This is a genomic window from Butyricimonas sp. Marseille-P3923 (assembly GCF_900184685.1).
In the GTDB taxonomy this organism is placed as follows: Bacteria; Bacteroidota; Bacteroidia; order Bacteroidales; family Marinifilaceae; genus Butyricimonas; species Butyricimonas muris.
This window is the reverse complement of record NZ_FXXL01000007.1, coordinates 1,998,546-2,019,959: the sequence shown is the minus strand read 5'-3', so window position 1 is coordinate 2,019,959 and position 21,414 is coordinate 1,998,546. Positions and strand designations below refer to the sequence as shown.

Below are 21,414 nucleotides of genomic sequence, written 5' to 3'. Positions count from 1 at the left end.
GAGATACTCCCGAGCACCATTTGACTAACACCGGATACGTCCATTGGAATACGATTGGTATAGTGCTGGAGTTACTCGGGTGAATCTTTATCATATCACGACTTCCTTCCGTTTACGAGGAAAACTGGACGAGAAGCATGGATGATTTATTTTCTTTTTTGTTTGCTTGGTTTTTTTAGTAGATTTTCTTAAATTTGGGAGGATTACATGATTAACGAAGATGTTTATGGTGAGTCAGGGGAAACAGACGTGTAGAATCTTGAAAGAGATTTGGAAACAAATAGCGGTGAGTATATCATTTCGAGGTGCTAGTATAAAGGTGATTGCTTGGGTACTTATGTGAATGAAGAAATAAAATATGATAACGGATGGATAATTCGGGATTGGCACCAAAAGTTATAGGGATTGAACGCCACCGCTTGCAGACGGATGGGGAAGGGGTTTCCACGTTGGTGGCGTTTCATGGTTGCCCGTTGCGTTGTCGGTATTGTTTGAATCCGCAATCTCGGGATAAGGGAAGGCGATGGAAACGGTACGATTGTAATGCGTTATATGACGAGGTGAAGGTGGATACGCTTTATTTTTTAGCAACTGGCGGAGGGGTGACTTTCGGGGGAGGGGAGCCGTGTTTGCAGAGTGAATTTATCCGGCAATTTCGGAAGGTTTGCGGGAAAGATTGGTTGTTGTCGTTGGAGACTTCGTTGAACGTGGAGCGAGAACATGTCGAACAATTGCTACCGGTTGTCGATCGTTTCATTGTTGATATTAAGGATATGAATCCCGCCATTTACAAGCGGTACACGGGGAGAAACAATGAGGCGGTGGTGTGTAACCTCCGTTTGCTGGTGGAGCGGGGAAGGGCGAATGACATGCTCGTGCGAGTGCCCCTTATCCCCGGTTATAATACCGATAACGATAGGGTGGAGAGTTGTCGGGAGTTGGAGATGATGGGGATAAAACATTTTGACCTTTTTACCTAATATAATAGATAGACATCATGAACCGGGGAAAACAAACGTGTAGGATCTTGAAAGAAATTCGGAAACAAATAGCGGAGGCGAATGACATAGAGTATATTGTTTCGGAGTGTCAATATAAAGGTGATTGTTTGGGTACCTGTCCCAAGTGCGAGGAGGAGGTGCTTTACTTGATGCGAGCTTTGGAGCTTAGGCGTTTGGCGGGGAAGGTGGTTTCGTTAGTGGGTTTGTCAGTGGGATTGATGGGGCTTCCGCGGGCGGCATGTGTGGCGGGTGAGGGGATGCTTGGCGTGCGGGATGAGGTTTGTGTGGGAGAGGAGGAGATTGTTGTCAAAGGGCGGGTGACGGATAGTGTGGGGAACCCGTTGGTGAGTGCGCATATCGTGGAAAAGGGGACAACGAGGGGTACATGTAGTGACAAAGATGGGTGTTTTGAATTACGGGTGTCGGGTAGGCTGCCGATATGTATTTCATACGTGGGATATGAAACGAAAGAGGTTTGGGTGCCGAAGTGTGGGTTTTCTGATTTGAGGGTTGTGTTGAATACTGAAGTCATTGCATTGAATGAAATTGAATCAGATAATTATTTGCGTGTCCATAAAAAGTATGTTTTAACAGGGGCGGTTGTTACCATGGGGGCATCGCCTTTACAAGCAGACGGAACGTTTCGGGTAGAAGGGCGTGTGGTGGATGAGAATGGAATCCCTTTGTTGGGGGTTGAAATCTATCGTAAACGGTGTAAAAAAGAAATCCACGTGTGTTATGTCAAGCATAAGGGAGAGTTTGAGTTTCCCTTGAAACGGTGTAGGCAACTTTGGTTTGTTAAGGAGGGGTATTTGCCGCAGAAGGTGAAGGTCAAGAAGAAAAATGCCAAAGGTTTGCAGGTGGTGCTGAAAAGAGAAGAATGATTTTGCAGGAGAGTGGATATAAATTAACCCCGGAAGTTCGATAACGACTTCCGGGGTTAATTTGTTTTATTTTTACGGCTTTCAGTAAGTATTATAGCGCATTGGCATCAACCACCACGTCTTTGCTGTATTCTCCGTTAGCTAATTTTTGAGCCACGTTCTTGAACGCTTTCACCGTGTAATCTACGTCTTCCAGCGTGTGCATAGCGGTCGGGATCAGGCGGAGTAACAATTGTCCTTTCGGGATTACGGGGTAAACCACGATAGAGCAGAATAAGTTGTAATTCTCACGTAAATCCATAGCCACTTGGGTACCCTCGGCAACGCTACCGGACAGGTAAACGGGGGTTACAGGTGAATTGGTAACACCGATGTTCAGTCCGTCTGCTTTCAAACCGGCTTGCAAGGCACGAACGATAGTCCATAATTTTTCGCGTAATTCCGGACGGGTTCTCAATAATTCCAATCGCTTGATCGCACCTTCAACCATCGGCATGGGGAGTGATTTGGCGAAAGTCTGAGAACGCATATTGTATCTTAAATACATACAGATGTCTTCATCGCAAGCGATAAATGCTCCGATACCTGCCATCGCTTTGGCGAAGGTGGCGAAATAAAGGTCAATTCCGTCCATTACCCCGAAATGGTCGCCCGTTCCGGCTCCATTGGGCCCCATGGTTCCGAAACCGTGAGCATCATCCACGAGTAAACGGAAGTTAAAGTCTTTCTTCATGGCGACGATTTCGTCCAATTTACCGAGGTCACCGGCCATACCGAATAGACCTTCGGTCACAACCAAGATACCGCCACCGGTGTTCTCAACCCATTTGGTTGCTCTTTCCAGTTGTTTGCGGAGGCTATCCATGTCATTGTGCTGGTACACGTATCTTTTCGCGGGAGATAAGCGAAGACCGTCCATGATACAAGCGTGGTCTTCCGCGTCATACACGATGCAATCGTGACGGCTGGTCATGGCGTCGATGATTGACACCATTCCTTGATAACCGAAGTTCAGCAAAAATGCATCCGGTTTGCCGACAAATTCGGCTAACTGTGATTCCAGATACTCGTGACGAGAAGTCTGTCCGCTCATCATACGGGCACCCATCGGGTATGCCATTCCGTATTTAGCAGCGGCTTCAGCATCTGCTTTCCGAACTTCCGGGTCGTTAGCAAGACCGATATAATTGTTCAAACTCCAGTTTAATACTTCCTTACCGCGGAATTTCATGCGAGGACCTATTTCGCCCTCTAATTTCGGGAAAGAGAAATAGCCATGAGCTTGTTTGGCATATTGACCAATGTTTCCCTTCTGTTTTCTTACTCTTTCAAAAATGTCCACTTTGATAATATTTTGAAATTCTTAATTTTGTATTTCTAATATGGAAACAAAGGTAACTAAAAAAATGTATTCCGAATAGGTTCTGCCGAAAAGTTGTGGGGCAGGGAAACGAAATACGCTTAAATACTTAGTCTTTTTTCGCCGGTGGCGAAAGTTACTAGTTGCAGGTTACAGGTTACAAGTTTTTTAGTCGAAAATTTATTGATTTTAGATTTACGATTTATGGTTCTTCGACTTACTCCTCGCTCGTTTGTTTTATCCAATCTGAAATCGTCAATCATAAATCTGAAATTATTTTGTAGTTTGATTTTATTCATATATCTTTGCCTGATGCAAAAAAGGCACTTTATGATGAAGAATTTTATAGGATTTCTGCTTGTAATATTTTTGATGAGTTCATGTGGTGAATACCAGAAACTTCTGAAGAGCGGTGACAATCAACAGATTTATAAAAAAGCTGTGGAGTACTATAACAACGGGGATTACACGAAAGCGTCCAACTTGTTTGACGCTGTTCGCTTGGCTTTCCGAGGAAACACGAGGGGGCAAAGTGTGGCCTATTACCGGGCGTTCTGTAGTTTCAACCAGAAAGATTATGAAGTTGCTGCCGAGTTGTTCAAAAATTTCGTGTCACAATACCCGGAAAGTTCTTATGCTGAAGAATGTCTTTACATGATCGGGTATTGTAATTACAAGGCATCCCCGAAAGCCCGTCTGGATCAAACGGTGACTCAAAGTGCTATCGAGAGTTTCAATTTGTATTTAAGCCGTTACCCCAACAGTACCCGTAAGGAACAGATTAACGCGTATATGGATGAAATGCGGGATAAATTGTCATATAAAGATTATCTAAGTGCCCGGAATTATTACTTGAGAGAAAGATATAAAGCTGCCGTGGTGAGCTTGGAAAACTGTTTGAGAGATTATCCCGGTTCCAAATACCGTGAGGAAATCATGTACATGTTGTTCAATTCCAAGTACGAGATGGCTGTAAATAGTGTCGAAGACAAGAAATACGAGCGTTACAATGCGGCGAAAGAGGAGTACTATTATTTCGAAGAGGAATACCCGGAAAGCCGCTATGCCAAAGAGATGGCTAAGAAGTACGAGGATATCAACGAGTTCTTGAAAACGTATGATATCAATGAAGAGGATGATTAACCAGATAAAATAATAATATTCAAATTAACCATGGTAGATTTTAAGAAAGTTAAAGCGCCGAATAATACTATTACTCGCAATCCGGCTGTATTGGCTAGTAAAGCTGATAATATTTATGAGGCTGTTGCGGTAATCGGTAAGAGAGCTAATCAGATTTCGGTTGAAATGAAAGAGGAGTTAAGCAGGAAACTTCAAGAGTTTGCCTCTTACGCGGATAATTTGGAGGAGATATTTGAAAATCGGGAGCAGATAGAGATTTCCAAATATTACGAGCGTTTACCTAAACCGGTATTAATTGCTACTCAAGAGTTCGAGGACGGGGATATCTATTTCCGTGCATCATCCAAGGACAAGGTTGAGGCAAATAGTGCGGGAGAGGAATAGTTCGATTTTTAAAAGAATAATATACCTGAAAGTGATCCGCTTTCAGGTATTTTTAATTTTGAGCGCGTTATGCTAAAAGGGAAACATATTATACTGGGAATTACGGGTAGCATCGCGGCTTATAAGGCTGCAACGCTGACTCGTTTGCTCGTGAAAGAAGGGGCTACCGTGAAAGTGGTCATGACACCGTTGGCGAAAGAGTTCATCACCCCGTTGACGATTGCCACGTTGTCCAAAAGTCCGATTATGGTCGATTTTTATAATCCGGAAAACGGGGATTGGAACTCTCATGTTGATTTGGGATTGTGGGCGGATCTTTATTTGGTGGCGCCCGCCTCGGCTAACACGATCGGGAAAATGGCGAACGGGATAGCCGACAATCTGCTGCTGACGACTTATCTTTCCGCCAAATGTACGGTGATGGTTGCCCCGGCAATGGATTTGGATATGTATCGTCATCCGGCGACGCAACGAAATCTGGAGATATTAAGGTCATTCGGGAATATTATTATTGAACCGGAAAGCGGAGAACTTGCCAGTGGGCTGATCGGGAAGGGAAGAATGGAAGAGCCGGAACAAATTGTCGAATTTTTGAAAAGGCATTTTGAACGGCAGGAAGATTTCAAGGGAAAGAAAGTGTTGATCACGGCGGGACCTACTTATGAAAAAATTGATCCGGGTCGTTTTATCGGGAATTATTCTTCCGGTAAGATGGGAATAGCTTTGGCGGAAGAGTTAGCGGGACGCGGGGCAGAGGTATTGCTCGTTTGTGGTCCCGTGAATCAGAAGACAAGTCACCCTGCTATCCGTCGGGTGGATGTGGAGTCCGCTTCACAAATGTGTGAGGTTGCCGTGAAGGAATTTCCCGGTTGTGATTTGGCTATATTAAGCGCAGCAGTAGCTGATTTTACCCCGAAAGAGAAGGCAAATTGCAAGATAAAACGGGAAAAGGAAGATTTGCTACTGGAGTTGATGCCGACTCAAGATATAGCGGCAGAGTTGGGACAGATGAAAAAGGATTCGCAATTGCTGGTGGGATTTGCGTTGGAGACGAATGACGAAGAGAGTAACGCGCGTTCTAAAATGCAGCGGAAGAATTTGGATATGATCGTGCTGAATAGCTTGAATGATAAAGGGGCCGGTTTCGGTGGTGATACCAATAAGGTTACAATCATGCACCGGGAGGGAGAAAAGAACGTCTACGAGTTGAAGACGAAAGTGGAAGTGGCAAAGGATATTGCGGATCAAATAGCTGCAAGATATTTGATGGGTTTATAAAGTTGAGCTTTCAGCTCTTAAAGTTTATAAGGTTTATAAGGTAACGGGAGTCCTTCGGACGAGTTCATAGACTTTGTGAACCTTATAAACTTTATAAACCTTTGACTGAAAGGGCAAATACTTTTGCCCTTTTCGATGGGTGAAATATTTTGAAAAATAAAAATGAAAATCACTTTGTTCGGATAGAAATTATATCTAATTTTGTATTCCGATATGAAGATAGAACATCAAAATATTCGGCGAAGATTGTTATTATGCCTACAGTTCAGGCAAAAACATGATCATTGCTGTTTTAAGATACAGAAAACCAACATTGTCGTTAGTTGACAACGTTGGTTTTTTTTTATATGGATGAGAAAGAACATAAACACTTAAATGTAGCAATATGAATAAACGTAGCTTAGTATCCATTACCGACTACTCGAAAGAGGACATTCTGGAAGTATTGAAAATCGCTTCTGAATTTGAGAAAAACCCGAATCGCAATTTGTTGGAAGGGAAGGTAGTAGCATCATTGTTTTTTGAACCGTCTACCCGTACGCGATTAAGTTTTGAAACGGCCATCAGTAGAATGGGAGGCCGCATCGTGGGATTTTCCGATGCATCGTCTTCCAGTACAACGAAAGGAGAATCTTTGAAAGATACGACCAAGATGGTGGATAACTACTGCGATCTGATCGTGATGCGCCACCCGTTGGAGGGAGCTGCCCGTTTCGCAAGTGAAGTTGCCAACGTGCCGGTGATTAATGCCGGTGACGGAGCCAACCAACACCCAACGCAGACGATGTTGGACTTGTACTCGATCTACAAGACACAAGGTACGCTTGAAAACTTGAATATATTCATGGTGGGTGACTTGAAGTACGGGCGTACGGTTCACTCTTTGCTACAAGCCATGAGTCACTTTAACCCCACTTTCCACTTTATTTCACCGAAAGAGTTGGAAATGCCTCAAGCTTACAAGTTGTTCCTCGACAAATTGCACATTCCTTATTACGAGCATTCGGAATTGGATGACGTGATTAATGATGCGGATATTCTCTACATGACTCGGGTGCAACGCGAGCGTTTCGCTGACCCGTTGGAATATGAGAAAGTGAAAAACGTGTATATACTGAAGAATTCCATGTTGGCAGGCACGAAAGACACGATGCGTATTCTCCACCCGCTACCCCGTGTGAACGAGATTGACGAGGATGTGGACGACAACAAGAAAGCATACTATTTCCAACAGGCTCTGAACGGCGTGTTTACCCGTCAGGCAATTATTTTCAAGGCATTAGATTTAAAATGGTAATTAAAGAAGAAAAAGATATGGCAGCAAAAAAAGAATTACAGGTGAGCGCCGTGGAAAACGGTACGGTAATAGACCACATTCCTGCTGGTAAATTGTTTGACGTGATCAACGTGTTGGGGATCCAAGATCTGGAGAACACGGTTACTTTCGGGTATAACCTTGTTAGTAGTAAGCTGGAGAAAAAAGCGATTATCAAAATCTGGGATAAATTCTTGAAGGATGATGAGGTGAATAAATTGGCTTTGGTTGCTCCTACTGCCAAAATCAATATTATCCGGGATTTTGAAGTAGCAGAAAAGAAAGCGGTGATGGTACCGGAGCACGTGGAAGGTATTGCTAAATGCGTGAACCCGAAATGTATCACGAACAACCAAAAGGTACGCACGAAATTTGATGTGGTAGGTAGTTCTCCGATCGTTTTGAAATGTCATTATTGCGAGAAATTGACCGATCAAGAGCATATTGTGATTATCTAAGATAGACACTCGAAATTGAAAATGAGGCTGACCGCTTGCCGGAAAGCCTCATTTTGTTTTTATCAGACAGGATTATTCCTTCTTGACCGATTTTTCTTTTTGTTTTATTTTCACGGACTTGCTGGCTGTAAATTTGATGTAATCGTAGGGTAAATAGGTTTCTACTTTGTTCGTTGCCAGATTGAAACGTTCTCTTTTCTTTTGCTGCTTCACGCTTAAGGTTCCGAAATCTTGAATAGTTATCTTTTCTCCAGCTTCTAAAGATTCCAAAATGCAAGAGATGAAAGTGTTGATAACAAGAGTAGAAACTACTTGGCTTTGCCCGCATTTCTCGGCAACTCTTTTGGCTAATTCTCTTTTGTTCATAATTAATTCTTGCGTGGTATTTGAGTTTATATTTTAATTTTGAATGATTTAACGCTATTTTGGCAATAATCTGTCAAAATATTCGTTCATTTGCACAGACAAATATACCAATTTTTGAAAAAACTGAGTCAATCGTTACTAAAAATATTACGTATAAGTCGTTAGATTGTAAATTCAAATAGCTAAAATACCTGTTATCCACGCTAAAATGGGTGTCCAATTAAACGAACGTTTTTATTGACAACTGTATTGCTGTGTATTTGATGATTATGACTTTGTAGTTATAAAATTGCGACCCTTTGTCTGAAGGTTCATATTTTATTTTTTAAAGTTTTGATTATGATAATAGGTTATTTGCGGGTCAGCACGGGGAAGCAACATATTGAAAACCAAAAAGAAGAAATTCAGAAATTCGCGGCCCGAAGGAATTTGAAAATTGATAAATGGGTAACAGAAGTTGTTAGCGGTAAAAAGAATGAACACGATCGTAAGCTTGGAAAACTATTGAAAAGTTTAAGGAAGGGAGATGTGTTAATTGTGACGGAATTGTCCCGTCTAAGTAGGACTTTGTTGAATATCATGTCTATCCTGCACCGTTGTTTGGAAAAAGAGATTATCATTTATAGTACGAAAGATGGCTACGCTTTTGATAATAGTATAAACAGCAAGGTGCTGGCATTTGCGTTTGCGCTAGTGGCAGAGATCGAGCATAATTTGATTTCTATGAGAACGAAAGAAGCGCTGGCGCATCGGAAGTCGGAAGGTGTTCGCTTGGGACGTCCCCTTGGGGCTATAAAGCAGCAGGTTATATTGGAGAACAGAGAAGAGATACATCGCTTGTTGAAGAGTGGAGTTTCGGTTTCGGCTATCTGCCGGATGTATAATGTATCGCGGGAAACATTCTATACCGTGAATCGGAAACATCCGTTGATATAATAAAAAGGCTGCCAAAAAAGTGAATTGGCAGCCTCGTTTTGTTTTACAAACGTGTAAACTTTATTACTCTTCCAAGAAGTTAGGATACATATAATTTGTAGCCGGTACAAATGTTTCTTTAATCGCTTGCGGGGAAACCCAACGCAATAAATTAAAGATTGTACCTGCTTTATCGTTTGTTCCGGATGCGCGTCCGCCACCGAAGGGTTGTTGGTCAACAACCGCACCTGTCGGTTTGTCGTTGATGTAAAAGTTCCCGGCGGTATGTGTCAGACGCTCTGTCATTCGCTCAATATTAGTCCGGTCTTTTGAGAAAATAGCCCCGGTAAGAGCGTAAGTGGAAGTTTTATCCAGAATATCCAGTGTTTCATCCACTTTCTCCGGATCGTAAACATATGTCGTGAGAATCGGGCCGAACAGTTCCTCGCGCATAGTGATATAATCCGGTTTAAACGCTTGGATTACGGTCGGTTGTATGAAATATCCCGCGCTCATATCATAATGACCGCCGGCAATAACTTCGGCATCAGACGATTTGTTTGCTTCGTCAATAGCGTTGGCTAATTTAACGAAAGAAGCCTCGTCAATAACAGCGTTCACGAAATTCGTGAAATCTTCGACACCGCCTACTTTGATAGCAGCCAAGTCTTTTTGCACGTAGCTTTCGACTTCCGGCCAGATATTTGAAGGTATGTATGCACGCGAAGCGGCAGAACATTTTTGTCCTTGATACTCGAATGCTCCCCGTACGATAGCGGTAGCTATTTCTCTCGGGCAAGCTGTCGGGTCAGCGAAGATATAATCTTTACCTCCGGTTTCACCAACGATTCTCGGGTAACTCCGGTATTTTTCGATATTCTTCACGATGGTAGCCCAAATGTCGTTGAATACTTGGGTGGAACCGGTGAAGTGAATACCTGCAAATTCTCTATGTGAGAATATCACTTCGGAAGCCGTAGGCCCGGAGCAGTACACCAGATTGATTACACCGTCGGGTAAGCCTGCTTCTTTCAGGATTTCCATGATCAAGTGAGCGGAATAAACCGCGGTCTTCGAGGGTTTCCACACGCAAACATTACCCATAAGAGCAGGTGCTCCCGGAAGGTTTCCGGCGATAGAGGTAAAGTTGAACGGGGTTAATGCAAAGATAAATCCTTCTAACGGACGCCAAACCGTACGATTCCAGATTCCGGGGGCAGAATTTGGTTGCATGTGATATATTTCATACATATTCTTCACGTTGAAACGGAAGAAGTCGGCTAACTCGGCGACAGCATCAATCTCGGCTTGAAAAGCATTCTTGGATTGTCCTAACATAGTCACGGCGTTCATTCGTTGACGGTAGGGACCCGATAATAAATCGGCTGCTTTCAAGAAAATCGCGGCACGGCTCTCCCAGCTCATTTTTTCCCATTCCGGTTTTGCCTTTAATGCGGCGTCAATAGCCATTTGCACGTGGCTCGCGTCACCTTGGTGATAATGTCCCAGCAAATGATGGTGATCATGCGGCGGACGGATATCCATTAATTTATCGGTGCGGACTTCTTTGCCCCCGATGATCATTGGAATATCCACAACTGTAGCACGCAAAGCATTAAGTTGTGACTTCAACTCTTTTCTTTCCGGAGAACCCGGCGCGTAGCTCTTGATGGGTTCATTGGTAATGTTAGGTAATTTGAATACTCCTTTGGACATATTTTATTCTTTTTTGTAGTTAGTATTTTTCAAGATTTCCCAAATATACAAAAATATTTTAAGGATAAAACATGACATATGTTAGTTTTCGCATTTTTAAATGTAAATTTAGTTGTTTCGTGCAACAAAATAAGTTTCGTATATTTGCATCCGTTAAATACGGAAGGTTTCAATTTTCAAGTTATTGTAATGATTTCAATTAATAATGTAAGTGTTTTATTCGGGGATTACGTGTTGTTGGATTCCATTTCGTTTTTGGTAAACAAAAGGGACAGGATTGGTCTGACCGGACGTAACGGAGCGGGCAAGTCTACTTTGTTGAAAATTCTTGCCGGGGTGCAGGAACCGTCCGAAGGAAGTGTGTCGATGCCCTCCGGTTTGAAGGTCGGTTATTTGCCGCAGACGAAAGTGTATGCGGAAGGGAAAACCGTGCGGGAAGAGGCGAGGACGGCTTTCAATGACGTGTTGGGATTGCAACGGGAAGTGGAGAGATTGCATGCCGAGTTGGCGGAAAGGACTGATTATGAATCCGACAGTTACATGTCTTTAATTGATAAATTGAACGAGAAAACCGAGATGTTGCATATGCGGGGAGCCGATAATATGAACGGAGAGGTTGAGGTCGTGTTGAAAGGATTGGGATTCCGTCAAGAAGATATGGATCGTCGTTGTGAAGAATTCAGTGGAGGGTGGCGTATGCGTATCGAGTTGGCGAAGATATTATTGGCACGTCCGGATGTTTTTTTATTGGACGAGCCGACGAACCACTTGGATATAGAATCCATTTCATGGTTGGAATCATTCTTGCAGGGATACCCGGGGGCGGTAGTGCTTGTTTCGCACGACCGGGCTTTTTTGGATAATATCACGAGCCGTACTGTCGAAATATCTTTGAGTAAGATATACGATTATAAAGTATCTTACACGAAATTTACCGAGTTGCGCAAGGAGCGGATCGAGCAGCAATTGCGTGCTTACGAGAATCAACAGAAACAGATTAAAGATACGGAAGACTTTATAGAGCGTTTCCGCTACAAGGCGACGAAAGCGGTACAAGTGCAATCGCGCATTAAACAACTGGAAAAGATAGAGCGGATTGAAGTGGAACAGGAGGATTCCGCACGAATTAACGTGCGTTTCCAACCGGCTGTACGTTCGGGTGATGTGGTGGTGAGCGGTCGTGATTTGACGAAAGTTTATGGCAATCACGTGGTATTGCAGGACGTGAATTTGGACGTGTTGAGAGGGGAGAAGGTGGCTTTCGTGGGAAGGAACGGAGAGGGAAAAACCACTTTGGTGAAAATGATAATGGATCAGATCCCTTACGAGGGGACGCTAAAGATCGGACATAACGTGAATATCGGGTACTTTGCGCAGAATCAGGCGGATTTACTTGATCCCTCATTGAGTGTACTCGACACCGTGGATCAAGTGGCAGTCGGGGATATACGGAAAAAGATACGGGATATTCTGGGGGCTTTTTTGTTCTCGGGAGAGGATGTTGACAAGAAAGTGAAAGTGCTTTCCGGGGGAGAACGAACCCGGCTTGCTATGGTACGCCTGCTGTTGGAACCCTACAATGTGCTGATTCTCGACGAGCCGACGAACCATTTGGATATGCGCACGAAAGACATTTTGAAAGATGCCTTGAAGAAATTCGAAGGTACCATTATCGTCGTGTCGCATGACCGTGATTTCCTGATTGGGTTGGCTGATAAAGTGTATGAATTCACGAATAAGAATATAAAGGAGTATTTGGGTGGGGTGACTCACTTCTTGGAAGCGAAAAAGTTAGAGTGTTTTCGGGAGTATGAACAGATGCATCCCCGGAAAGTGCAGGCGGAAGAGAAGGTGGCGGAAGAACCCGTTTCCGAGAATAAAGCTGCTTTCGAGGAACGTAAACTGTGGAATAAGGAAATCAAACGTTCGGAGGTGAAAATTGAAAAATCGGAGTTGGAGATTGCCGATTTGGAACAAGCGATAGTGGATGCCGAGGGAAAAATGGCAACAGGGACGATTAGCGATGAGCTACTGAAGACGTATGATGAAGTGAAAAAACGCTTGGAAGCGTGTATGAGAGAGTGGGAAGAAGAGAACGAACGCTTGGAAATACTGAAATCGAAGGTCGGGAATTAATCGGCAATAGTCAAATCACGAAATTATTAAATTGTAAATTGAATAGGTAAGATGGCAAAGTTTAAACAAGAATGTATTTTCGGAATCCGTGCCGTACAGGAGGCGATACTGGATGAAAAAGAGATTGATAAAGTAATGTTCAGACAAGGGATAAAGGGTGATTTATTCCAACAGTTGTTCGCGTTGGTGCGTGAACGTCAGATTCCGTTCCAGTATGTTCCGGAAGAAGTATTTAAACCGTTTGCCGGACGCAACCATCAAGGGGTGTTGGCTGAGGTTTCCCCGATACCTTATCAAGATATCGATGAGGTAATCGGTAGCGTGGTTGCGGCAGGAAAGACCCCGTTCGTTTTGGTGTTGGACAGAATCACGGACGTGCGCAATTTGGGTGGAATTGCTCGTACGGCGGAATGTGCCGGGGTGGATGCGATTCTGATTCCCAATAAAAATTCAGCGAAAATATCATCCGATGCCATCAAGACATCAGCGGGAGCGTTATATCATTTACCGGTGTGTCGGGAGAAGAACCTGAAGAAAACAATCCGGGAATTAAAACGGAGGGGATTGACCGTGTTTGCCGCCACAGAGAAAGCCGATAAGTTCTACACCGAGGCAAACATGAAAGACGGATGCCTGCTTATCATGGGAGCGGAGGATACCGGTATAGATGAAGAATTGTTGGCTTTGGCAGACGAACGTATCAAGATACCCCAACTCGGTAAAATCGAATCGCTGAATGTTTCCGCCGCCGCGGCTATATTGATGTACGAAGCCGTACGACAGAGGTCGTAATTTATTATCGATTGTATAACCTTGAGTCGGTAAAGGATTCCCGTTTGGTCAGTTTCAAGTCTCTCAACATGGAAGAACGCACGTGTATCTCGAAGTTGTAGGACTGGTGCTGACCGAACGGCATACAATTGAATACCATTTCCCAACAATGCAAGTCCCGCGTGATACTGAAACTTGTTGAGGTAACTTCATTGGCTTTGAAATCATATCCCGATTGGAAAGATATTTTCCATTTCGGTGTCAACGAGAGATCTCCGTTGATACTTAAAATTTGTCGAATATCTCCTTTTCCCTTTGGGGAGGCCGAAGAGTAAGTTTTGGTATAATTCAGGTTGTACCCCAGACTCAGGTTCCAAGGAACATCAAAATCCATATAGTCATCGTAATAACCGCCCACCATTTCGTTTTTCTTCTCTTTGTTTTTTCCGTTGTCACCCGATAGACTAAAGTTACTGGATATGGTAGCATTTGTCAATCGCCCGATTCCACCGTGGTATTTATTGATTTTACGTCCGTTCCCATCGACAGCGTAAGGATCCAACGTTCCGGAGAAGTTCAAATCGACCTTATTGTTGAATACTTTGGTACGGGCGCTTAAACCGATAGTGGAAAATCTCATGCTATCCGCAAAAGGATTGTAAGAAACCCTTATCTGGAAACTCTCCAGTAGTTTTACTTTTTTGAATTGCTCATCCCCGGTCGTGTCATTATCGTTACGGACTTTCATCTCGACATTGTTGTCCAAGCTGAAACTGATGCTTCCCGATTGTGTGCCGATAGTCGTCTTTGGGGTATAAGGCAATCCCTCGTGAATAGCGTATTCGACGTATTTTTCCCCGTCAAAATATTCCTTCGTGTATTTGCCCAAAGGCTTTAACGCGGGCGTGTAGGACGCCGAGAAAGACGGTCGTATCATGTGACGGATAGCGGCAACCTTACTGCCCGGTTTGAACAAGAACATACCGTAAATGGTCGGCGTGTAGCCAATGGAGGCACTTGCCGAATAGTCATGCGAATAGTTTATACCCGGTATGACTCTTTTGACAACTTGTCCCCCGGCACGGCTGGTATCCGGTATCCATATTTTCTCGAAAGTCTTCGTGTTGAGGTACCCGTTATAGTTTAGAGAAGGGGTAAATGTCACGTCTTTCGCTATTTTGAAAGACAAGCTCAGCGGGATATTGTGCTTGAATCCGTTATCCCAATCTCTTTCAAAAGACGATTTGAACAGTTTGTTTTCTTTTGTCTGGATATTGTTTCTTAGCTCTGCCGAATAGGAGATACCGATATTGTCGTACCATTTCATTTCTCCCACCTTGTCTTTTTTACGGAAAGGATAGATTTGTGTCATGCGCAAGCTGATGTTTGGTAGCGTGAGGGAGATAGAGGTGTCCCGACTGTTCTGGCTGTGGCTGAGTGAGCCGCTTAAACTGAAAGGACTTTCCGGCCATTTCTTGCTCCAAGATATACTGGATTGCTTCCGTTGATTGGCAATATCATTTATATTGTTTCCGTTATAGTAATTATTGCTCGCGGAAGACATATCCACCGATGCCGAGAAAGAACTGTAAGGGTTGGCTTTACCGTCTTGCGAGTGAGTCCAGCGGACAGACCAGTCGGAAGATTCCTGATAGTCGGGCAGCCCTTTCTCGCTCACGTGGTTCTTGCTCATCGTGGCGTTGAATTGCCCGTTGTATTTATATCTTTTTCTATACGTGGTGGCATATTGCAATCCCCATGAACCGTTGGTATATATGTCACCCGTGAGAGTCATATCAATATAGTCATTGATATAGAGGTAATATCCACCACCCCGGAGGTTGAAACCTCTCATTCGTTCCTCCCCGTATGTCGGCATGATGATACCTGACGTCCCCTTGTTCGTGATCGGGAAGAAACCGAACGGGATAAACAAGGGCAGGGGAACATCTTCGAGTTCCAAGTAGGTGAAGCCCACGAAGATTCTTTTGTCTTTAATCATTTTCGCCCGGCTCATCCGAAGACGGAAGTGAGGATGGTCGTGATTGTCACACGTGGTATATGAACCGTGTACCACGCAATACACCGAGTCGCTCATTTTTTTCGTGGTTTGTCCCTGCACGTATCCTTCGCCTTCTTGCGTGATGATTTCTGTAATAAGTCCTTTTTTCGAATCAAAATTATATCTCAACTCTTTCCCCTCGAATTCTTGTGCCCCGTCTTTGAATTTCGGGGTACCTGTAAGTTCTCCGACGGAATCGGGAACCCCGGTAGCGTATGCTTCTTTTTTTTCCATATCCAGTACGATATAATCAGCCTTCAGTTCGCTCGTGAGGTATTTCACGAACCCGTTACCGTACAAGTAAACTTTCTTGCCGTTGATGGAAAATTTCACGGAGTCGTCCGCGTTATAAGTGATTAAATCATTAAATAACGGTTTTGAAACCGTGGAGTCATTCCGGATCGTGTCAATTGCCATACCTGTTGAATCATACACGATACGAATGCTGTCGCCCGGTTGCCCGGACGTGTCGCGGGCGAGGACGGGAAGTCTTTTAGGAGTCGGAATCGTGGTATCGAGATTGATGACAGGCCACTGATCTCTGACTTCTTTCGTGGTGTCACTGACAAATACATCAATTCCGTCTCCGAAAAGAAGCTCGGATGCAACACCGTTGGATGATAGTATTATCGGCAGGGCGATCATCGTTAAAATGATACATTTCTTAATAAAAAGCCCTGTATATAATCTAATTTGCAATTTAATATATTATTTTTGTGACTAATATTGCATGACGCATATAGCATTTTTGCTTTGCAAATGTAAGAAATAATGGTTGTTAATGGTCATGATTCTTTTTAAAAAGTTTTAAATACATGATAAATCAGTGCAGGTTTGTAGGTTTCTTGTTGGTTATCTTTCTGTTAGGGGGAATAAAAACTCTCGATGCTCAAGATAATTTGGGTAGAATTACTTGTATTTGTATTGACGCGGGACACGGGGGGAAAGACCCGGGTGCGATAAGCGGACGCTTGAGAGAGAAGGATATAACTTTGGCTGTTGCCTTGAAGTTGGGGAAAATGATAAAGGATGCTTATCCGAATATCAAAATAGTGTATACCCGAACAAAAGATGTTGCGGTGGACTTGAGGGAACGGGGAAGAATAGCGAATAAAGCAAAAGCGCAGTTGTTCATTTCCATTCACGTGAACAAGTTTTCCAAGTCTACCGTGCGAGGGGTAGAAACTTACGTGTTGGGATTGCATAAATCGGAAGCGAGTTTTCAAGTTGCCATGAAAGAAAACGAGGCGATTCATTACGAGGAAGACTATTCGGTGAAGTACGACGGCTTTGATCCCAAGAAAGCAGAGTCCTACATCATGTTCAATTTTCTGAAGAACAGTCATTTGAAAAATAGTATGGAATTTGCGGCTCCCGTGCAGAATGAACTGGTGAAACGCACGAAAATGCCGGACCGGGAAGTACGGCAAGCCGGGTTTATCGTTTTGATGGATGTCGGGATGCCTGCCGTGTTAATAGAAACGGGTTTTATCTCGAACCCGCATGACCAGAAAATATTGACGTCGGAATCCGGGCAGACAAATTTGGCGCGTGCTATTTTTTCGGGATTCCAATCGTATAAAAATAATGTGGAGCGGAATAGTGTCGTGATAAAGGTGGAAAACCCTGTCACTCAGTCTGAAGAAAAGAAAGTAACCGGAACGGAGAAGAAAAAAACGGAGAATGTTGTTGCTCCTCAAAATAAAAATGACTTATTTTACGCTGTTCAAGTAGCCTCGTCCAAGACAAGAATCAAGGATTTCGGGTATCTGAAGTTGAAAGAAAAGATAGAGGAGTTGAAAGGAGAAGAGCGTTACCGTTATTACGTCGGGAAAACTTCTACCTACGAAAAAGCGTTGGAAAACCAGAAGAGTATCCGGAAGGCGGTGAAAGACTGTTTTATCATTGCTATATATAAAGGTAAACAGATAACGGTCGCGGAGGCAAGAAAAATAGAACAAAAGAAGTAAAGAATAAAATTATACTCATGAAACTAAAAAGAGAAGCCAAACTGGCATTAACTGCAATAGCCGCGGTGCTTATTTTAATCTGGGGAATCAATTTTCTGAAAGGTTCGTCACTATTTGAATCTAAAAGTATATTTTACGGGGTATATAATAGCGTGGAAGGATTGAAAGTGTCCAGTGGTGTCGTGTACCGGGGATATCAGGTGGGGCAGGTCATCTCTATTCAGTTCACGGGTGAACGGTATGATAAAGTGCTGGTGAAGTTCTCCGTCAACAAGGGATTGGAGTTACCTTCCAATAGTTTGGCGATGATTCAGAGTGCCGATCTGATGGGTTCCAAGGTGGTGGATTTGATTCCGGGCGATTCTCCCGTTTTTGCCGTTAGCGGTGACACGTTGACTTCTAAAATAGAACAGGGATTGATGGAGCAGGTAAGTCGTCAAATGCTGCCTTTAAAGCAAAAAGCGGAACGTCTTCTGGGTTCTCTCGATTCCGTTATGGTTATTGTACAAGGCGTCTTCAATGAAGAAACCAAAAAGAATTTGAGTAATAGTTTTGCCAGTATAGATCGCACTTTACGGAATCTTGAAGGTGCTTCCGGTAATTTGGATACACTGATGCAGTCGGAATCCGCGCGTGTCAGCGAGATATTGCGGAATATAAATAGTATTACGGCCAATCTGTCGGATAACAATGAAGAAATATCCAATATACTGGGTAACTTCTCGGCGATCAGCGATTCCTTGCGTGGTGCCAGTTTGGGTGAGATGTTGACTAACGTCGATAATATACTTGCACATGTTGATACGATCTTTGCTAAAATAAACCGGGGAGAGGGAACGATTGGTGCTCTCGTGAATGATAATGACCTTTATTATAATCTGAATCAAGTGAGTGAAAATCTCAATCGTCTGTTAGTCGAATTCAGGTATAACCCAAGACGCTTCATTAACCTTTCCTTAATAGATTTTTCTTCCGGCAAGATCGGCTTGGATGAGTACGGAATAGTGATTTTCGAGTCGTCCGAACGTCTGGATATAAATTCGGAATTATATGTACAAAACTCTGAATTAAAGGAGATTAAATATAAAGATAAGTATCTGTATATAATTGATAGTTTCAAGAAATTGAAAGCCGCGCAACGGAAATTAGATGATGTTATGAAACGTTACAAAGACGCTTATATAGTTAAAATTGACTTTGTCTGAAAAAATAGAATGATTCTAAATAATGCATGTAAGGCATCTATTTTTATTAACATAAACCGAAACTTTTTAAAACTCTATTTTGATATTTCGAATCAATTTTTAGACCTAAGACTTAAAGCTTTATCTAGGAAAATCGCTCAAAATATTGTTACGTTTATGTTAAGATTGCAAAGGCAATTTTGTAATGCGGTCAATATGTAACAAATGAATTAATCTATTGGTTGTTAGTGTGTTATATCTAAAGGATTGATACCTAACCCGTAAGCCATTCTTGGTAAAAAGCAAGCAAAAGGCTCATTTTTTTTAGAGAAATATTTTTTCGAATTTAGCGTTCTATTTCATATAGGATGAATAGGGAATAAAACGATATATATAAATGAAAAGGGATTGTAAAAGTGTTTGGTCGGAATGTCTGGACCTAATTAAAGAACAAGTGGCGCCAAGAACATTTAAAACGTGGTTCTTGCCTATACGTGCTTTGAACTTTCAGCAGGACGTGTTGACAATTCAAGTTCCGAGTCAATACGTGTACGAGTGTCTGGAAGAACACTTTGTGGAGATTTTGCGGAAAGCTATTCGTACCGTGATCGGTCCGAAAGCTAAACTGGAATATTCTGTTGTGGTAGAGGAGAGTCACCCTCGTGACCCGATATCAGTGACGATGTCTTCCACGCACGTGAAGAAGGTTGAGCCAAGTACCGTTTATCTGAACGGTAAAACAGGAGATAATGCCCCGAAAAATCCTTTTGAGCGTAATAATAATCGTGTACAGATTGACCCGCAACTGAACCCTTCCTATACATTGGATAGTTATATAGAAGGTAGCTGCAACCGGTTGGCAAAATCTGCCGCGGTAGCTATTGCCCAGAATCCCGGTGGAACGGCTTTCAATCCTTTGTTGATATACGGGGGCTCCGGTTTGGGTAAAACGCATCTGGCACAGGCAATCGGTATGGAAGTAAAGCAAAACCACCCGAATAAGGTGGTGTTGTACGTGACAACCAATGTCTTCCAGACGCAATTCACGGAAGCCGTGCGCAAGAACGAGATTAACGATTTCTTGCACTTCTATCAATTGATAGATGTGTTGATTCTGGACGATATTCACGAGTTGGCGGGGAAGACTGCCACGCAGAATACGTTTTTCCATATATTCAATCATTTGCATCAATCCGGTAAACAATTGATATTGACATCCGATCGTTCCCCGGCAGAATTGAGCGGATTGGAAGAGCGTTTGCTCTCTCGTTTCCGCTGGGGATTGTCGGCAGAGATAAAAGCCCCGGATTACGAAACGCGGGTAGCGATAGCCCGATACAAAGCCCGTAAAGACGGTATTGATTTCTCCGACGAGATATTGGAGTATATATGTAAATACGTGTGCACCAACGTGCGGGAATTGGAAGGAGCCATGATTTCTTTGTTAGCTCAAGCTACTTTTAATCATCGGGATTTGACGATAGATGTCGTTAAGGATATTTTGGGTAAAATGGTCAAAGACCAGAAAAAGGAACTGACCGTGGAATACATACAGGAAGTTGTTTGCCAACACTTCAATATGGCACCCGAACTGTTGCAGGAAAAAACACGCAAACGGGAAGTGGTGCAAGCCCGCCAGTTGGCGATGTATTTCAGCAAGAATTACACGAATGCCTCGTTGGCTTATATCGGGAAGCTGATAGGACGTAAAGATCACACGACGGTATTGTATGCCTGTAAGGCTGTCACCGACATGATGGAAACGGATCGTGCTTTCCGTGCCCAAGTGGAAGAGTTGCAAAAGAAACTCTATTGCGCGAATTAATTTCTCATGGAAGAGGATAAATATAGAACAGTAAAAGCGATTGCCGAAGGCCTGTACAAGGAGAAAGGCAGTCGCTTTATTTCTTTTATTTACCCGGTGAAGACAGAGGAAGAGGTTAAAGATATCCTGACAGAGATAAAAACCAAGTATTATGATGCCCGTCATCATTGTTATGCCTATTGTCTGGGGGCAAACCGGGAACGCTTTCGGGCGAATGACGACGGGGAGCCTTCCTCCACGGCAGGGAAACCCATTCTGGGACAAATCGTATCCAACGATCTTTCCAATGTTCTCGTGGTTGTCGTGCGTTATTTCGGGGGGATAAAACTCGGTGTATCCGGTTTGATTCAAGCGTACAGGGATGCCGCCGCCAATGCCATCCTCCATGCCGAGATTGTCGAACGCACGGTGGATGAAGAAATTCGTATCCGTTTCACCTACGTGGTGATGAATGACGTGATGAAAGTACTGAAAGAAGAAGAACCGGAAGTGCTATCCCGAAATTTCGAAATGGAGTGCGAAATGACTCTCTCTATCAGGCAGAAAGATATGCCCCGGTTGAAAGAACGTTTGTTGAAAATAGAGTCGCTTGCGATTGAAGAATAGTTCGTGAAAGCTTATCTGTGTTGTATCGCCATATTTTTTT

The 21,414-nt window shown here is 43.2% G+C and carries 18 protein-coding genes; 14 read left to right on the top strand and 4 right to left on the bottom strand.

Translation table 11 applies throughout. From position 1 onward, the window contains the following. Positions 1–368 precede the first annotated feature (368 nt). Both CS948_RS19780 and CS948_RS19775 read left to right on the top strand, forming a co-directional pair. A complete protein-coding gene (locus CS948_RS19780) occupies positions 369–980 on the top strand; it encodes a radical SAM protein (RefSeq protein ID WP_099293917.1) in 612 nt (203 codons plus the stop codon). A 17-nt stretch (positions 981–997) separates the two neighbouring features. Next, positions 998–1,885: a carboxypeptidase-like regulatory domain-containing protein gene (locus CS948_RS19775; protein ID WP_099293915.1), complete on the top strand. Its 888-nt coding sequence runs from the start codon at positions 998–1,000 to the stop codon at positions 1,883–1,885. 91 nt (positions 1,886–1,976) lie between these two features. On the opposite strand, the gene CS948_RS19770 is transcribed toward CS948_RS19775, so the two are convergent. Continuing rightward, entirely contained in the window at positions 1,977–3,227 is a 1,251-nt protein-coding gene (locus tag CS948_RS19770; RefSeq protein WP_099293913.1) for an aminotransferase class I/II-fold pyridoxal phosphate-dependent enzyme, read from the bottom strand. 348 nt (positions 3,228–3,575) lie between these two features. Between CS948_RS19770 and CS948_RS19760 the strand changes: the two genes are divergently transcribed. The 5 genes from CS948_RS19760 to pyrI all read left to right on the top strand — a co-directional run bounded on the left by CS948_RS19760 (position 3,576) and on the right by pyrI (position 7,823). Beyond that, complete coding sequence (locus CS948_RS19760) at positions 3,576–4,388, top strand: outer membrane protein assembly factor BamD (RefSeq protein WP_099293909.1); 813 nt, start codon at positions 3,576–3,578, stop codon at positions 4,386–4,388. Between the two features lie 30 nt (positions 4,389–4,418). Continuing rightward, entirely contained in the window at positions 4,419–4,772 is a 354-nt protein-coding gene (locus tag CS948_RS19755) for a DNA-directed RNA polymerase subunit omega (protein ID WP_099293907.1), read from the top strand. A 69-nt stretch (positions 4,773–4,841) separates the two neighbouring features. Then, positions 4,842–6,050 (top strand): bifunctional phosphopantothenoylcysteine decarboxylase/phosphopantothenate--cysteine ligase CoaBC, encoded by a 1,209-nt coding sequence (coaBC, locus tag CS948_RS19750; protein ID WP_099293905.1) that lies wholly within the window; start codon positions 4,842–4,844, stop codon positions 6,048–6,050. A gap of 385 nt (positions 6,051–6,435) precedes the next feature. After that, positions 6,436–7,347: an aspartate carbamoyltransferase gene (gene pyrB, locus CS948_RS19745; RefSeq protein ID WP_099293903.1), complete on the top strand. Its 912-nt coding sequence runs from the start codon at positions 6,436–6,438 to the stop codon at positions 7,345–7,347. A gap of 17 nt (positions 7,348–7,364) precedes the next feature. Continuing rightward, positions 7,365–7,823 (top strand): aspartate carbamoyltransferase regulatory subunit, encoded by a 459-nt coding sequence (gene pyrI / locus CS948_RS19740; protein ID WP_099294725.1) that lies wholly within the window; start codon positions 7,365–7,367, stop codon positions 7,821–7,823. A 72-nt stretch (positions 7,824–7,895) separates the two neighbouring features. On the opposite strand, the gene CS948_RS19735 is transcribed toward pyrI, so the two are convergent. Next, positions 7,896–8,189, bottom strand: a complete 294-nt coding sequence (locus tag CS948_RS19735; protein ID WP_099293902.1) for an HU family DNA-binding protein — start codon at positions 8,187–8,189, stop codon at positions 7,896–7,898. Positions 8,190–8,528: 339 nt separating this feature from the next. Here CS948_RS19735 and CS948_RS19730 point away from each other — a divergent pair, with 339 nt between their 5' ends. Further along, positions 8,529–9,125, top strand: coding sequence for a recombinase family protein (locus CS948_RS19730; RefSeq protein ID WP_099293901.1), 597 nt, complete (start codon positions 8,529–8,531; stop codon positions 9,123–9,125). A 63-nt stretch (positions 9,126–9,188) separates the two neighbouring features. Here CS948_RS19730 and pruA read toward each other — a convergent pair whose 3' ends face one another. Beyond that, positions 9,189–10,820, bottom strand: a complete 1,632-nt coding sequence (gene pruA / locus CS948_RS19725; RefSeq protein ID WP_099293900.1) for an L-glutamate gamma-semialdehyde dehydrogenase — start codon at positions 10,818–10,820, stop codon at positions 9,189–9,191. A 189-nt stretch (positions 10,821–11,009) separates the two neighbouring features. Here pruA and abc-f point away from each other — a divergent pair, with 189 nt between their 5' ends. Next, the gene (gene abc-f, locus CS948_RS19720) at positions 11,010–12,956 is read left to right on the top strand and encodes a ribosomal protection-like ABC-F family protein (protein WP_176555146.1); all 1,947 of its coding nucleotides are present in this window, start codon (positions 11,010–11,012) and stop codon (positions 12,954–12,956) included. A 51-nt stretch (positions 12,957–13,007) separates the two neighbouring features. Continuing rightward, positions 13,008–13,748, top strand: coding sequence for a 23S rRNA (guanosine(2251)-2'-O)-methyltransferase RlmB (rlmB, locus tag CS948_RS19715; RefSeq protein WP_099293899.1), 741 nt, complete (start codon positions 13,008–13,010; stop codon positions 13,746–13,748). A 4-nt stretch (positions 13,749–13,752) separates the two neighbouring features. Here rlmB and CS948_RS19710 read toward each other — a convergent pair whose 3' ends face one another. After that, positions 13,753–16,434 (bottom strand): putative LPS assembly protein LptD, encoded by a 2,682-nt coding sequence (locus CS948_RS19710; protein WP_099293898.1) that lies wholly within the window; start codon positions 16,432–16,434, stop codon positions 13,753–13,755. 170 nt (positions 16,435–16,604) lie between these two features. Here CS948_RS19710 and CS948_RS19705 point away from each other — a divergent pair, with 170 nt between their 5' ends. The 4 genes from CS948_RS19705 to CS948_RS19685 all read left to right on the top strand — a co-directional run bounded on the left by CS948_RS19705 (position 16,605) and on the right by CS948_RS19685 (position 21,374). After that, positions 16,605–17,759 (top strand): N-acetylmuramoyl-L-alanine amidase, encoded by a 1,155-nt coding sequence (locus CS948_RS19705; protein WP_099293897.1) that lies wholly within the window; start codon positions 16,605–16,607, stop codon positions 17,757–17,759. A gap of 17 nt (positions 17,760–17,776) precedes the next feature. Further along, a complete protein-coding gene (locus tag CS948_RS19700; protein WP_099293896.1) occupies positions 17,777–18,964 on the top strand; it encodes an MlaD family protein in 1,188 nt (395 codons plus the stop codon). 376 nt (positions 18,965–19,340) lie between these two features. Beyond that, complete coding sequence (gene dnaA, locus CS948_RS19690; RefSeq protein ID WP_099293894.1) at positions 19,341–20,768, top strand: chromosomal replication initiator protein DnaA; 1,428 nt, start codon at positions 19,341–19,343, stop codon at positions 20,766–20,768. 6 nt (positions 20,769–20,774) lie between these two features. Beyond that, the gene (locus CS948_RS19685) at positions 20,775–21,374 is read left to right on the top strand and encodes a YigZ family protein (protein WP_099293893.1); all 600 of its coding nucleotides are present in this window, start codon (positions 20,775–20,777) and stop codon (positions 21,372–21,374) included. The last annotated feature ends 40 nt before the right edge of the window (positions 21,375–21,414 follow it).

Excerpts from the sequence above, each read along its gene's own strand:
- CS948_RS19780 (WP_099293917.1), top strand. The coding sequence starts at position 369 with ATGGATAATTCGGGATTGGCACCAAAAGTTATAGGGATTGAACGCCAC.
- CS948_RS19775 (WP_099293915.1), top strand. The coding sequence starts at position 998 with ATGAACCGGGGAAAACAAACGTGTAGGATCTTGAAAGAAATTCGGAAA.
- CS948_RS19760 (WP_099293909.1), top strand. The coding sequence starts at position 3,576 with ATGATGAAGAATTTTATAGGATTTCTGCTTGTAATATTTTTGATGAGT.
- CS948_RS19755 (WP_099293907.1), top strand. The coding sequence starts at position 4,419 with ATGGTAGATTTTAAGAAAGTTAAAGCGCCGAATAATACTATTACTCGC.
- coaBC (WP_099293905.1), top strand. The coding sequence starts at position 4,842 with ATGCTAAAAGGGAAACATATTATACTGGGAATTACGGGTAGCATCGCG.
- pyrB (WP_099293903.1), top strand. The coding sequence starts at position 6,436 with ATGAATAAACGTAGCTTAGTATCCATTACCGACTACTCGAAAGAGGAC.
- pyrI (WP_099294725.1), top strand. The coding sequence starts at position 7,365 with ATGGCAGCAAAAAAAGAATTACAGGTGAGCGCCGTGGAAAACGGTACG.
- CS948_RS19735 (WP_099293902.1), bottom strand. The coding sequence starts at position 8,189 with ATGAACAAAAGAGAATTAGCCAAAAGAGTTGCCGAGAAATGCGGGCAA.
- CS948_RS19730 (WP_099293901.1), top strand. The coding sequence starts at position 8,529 with ATGATAATAGGTTATTTGCGGGTCAGCACGGGGAAGCAACATATTGAA.
- pruA (WP_099293900.1), bottom strand. The coding sequence starts at position 10,820 with ATGTCCAAAGGAGTATTCAAATTACCTAACATTACCAATGAACCCATC.
- abc-f (WP_176555146.1), top strand. The coding sequence starts at position 11,010 with ATGATTTCAATTAATAATGTAAGTGTTTTATTCGGGGATTACGTGTTG.
- rlmB (WP_099293899.1), top strand. The coding sequence starts at position 13,008 with ATGGCAAAGTTTAAACAAGAATGTATTTTCGGAATCCGTGCCGTACAG.
- CS948_RS19710 (WP_099293898.1), bottom strand. The coding sequence starts at position 16,434 with ATGATCGCCCTGCCGATAATACTATCATCCAACGGTGTTGCATCCGAG.
- CS948_RS19705 (WP_099293897.1), top strand. The coding sequence starts at position 16,605 with ATGATAAATCAGTGCAGGTTTGTAGGTTTCTTGTTGGTTATCTTTCTG.
- CS948_RS19700 (WP_099293896.1), top strand. The coding sequence starts at position 17,777 with ATGAAACTAAAAAGAGAAGCCAAACTGGCATTAACTGCAATAGCCGCG.
- dnaA (WP_099293894.1), top strand. The coding sequence starts at position 19,341 with ATGAAAAGGGATTGTAAAAGTGTTTGGTCGGAATGTCTGGACCTAATT.
- CS948_RS19685 (WP_099293893.1), top strand. The coding sequence starts at position 20,775 with ATGGAAGAGGATAAATATAGAACAGTAAAAGCGATTGCCGAAGGCCTG.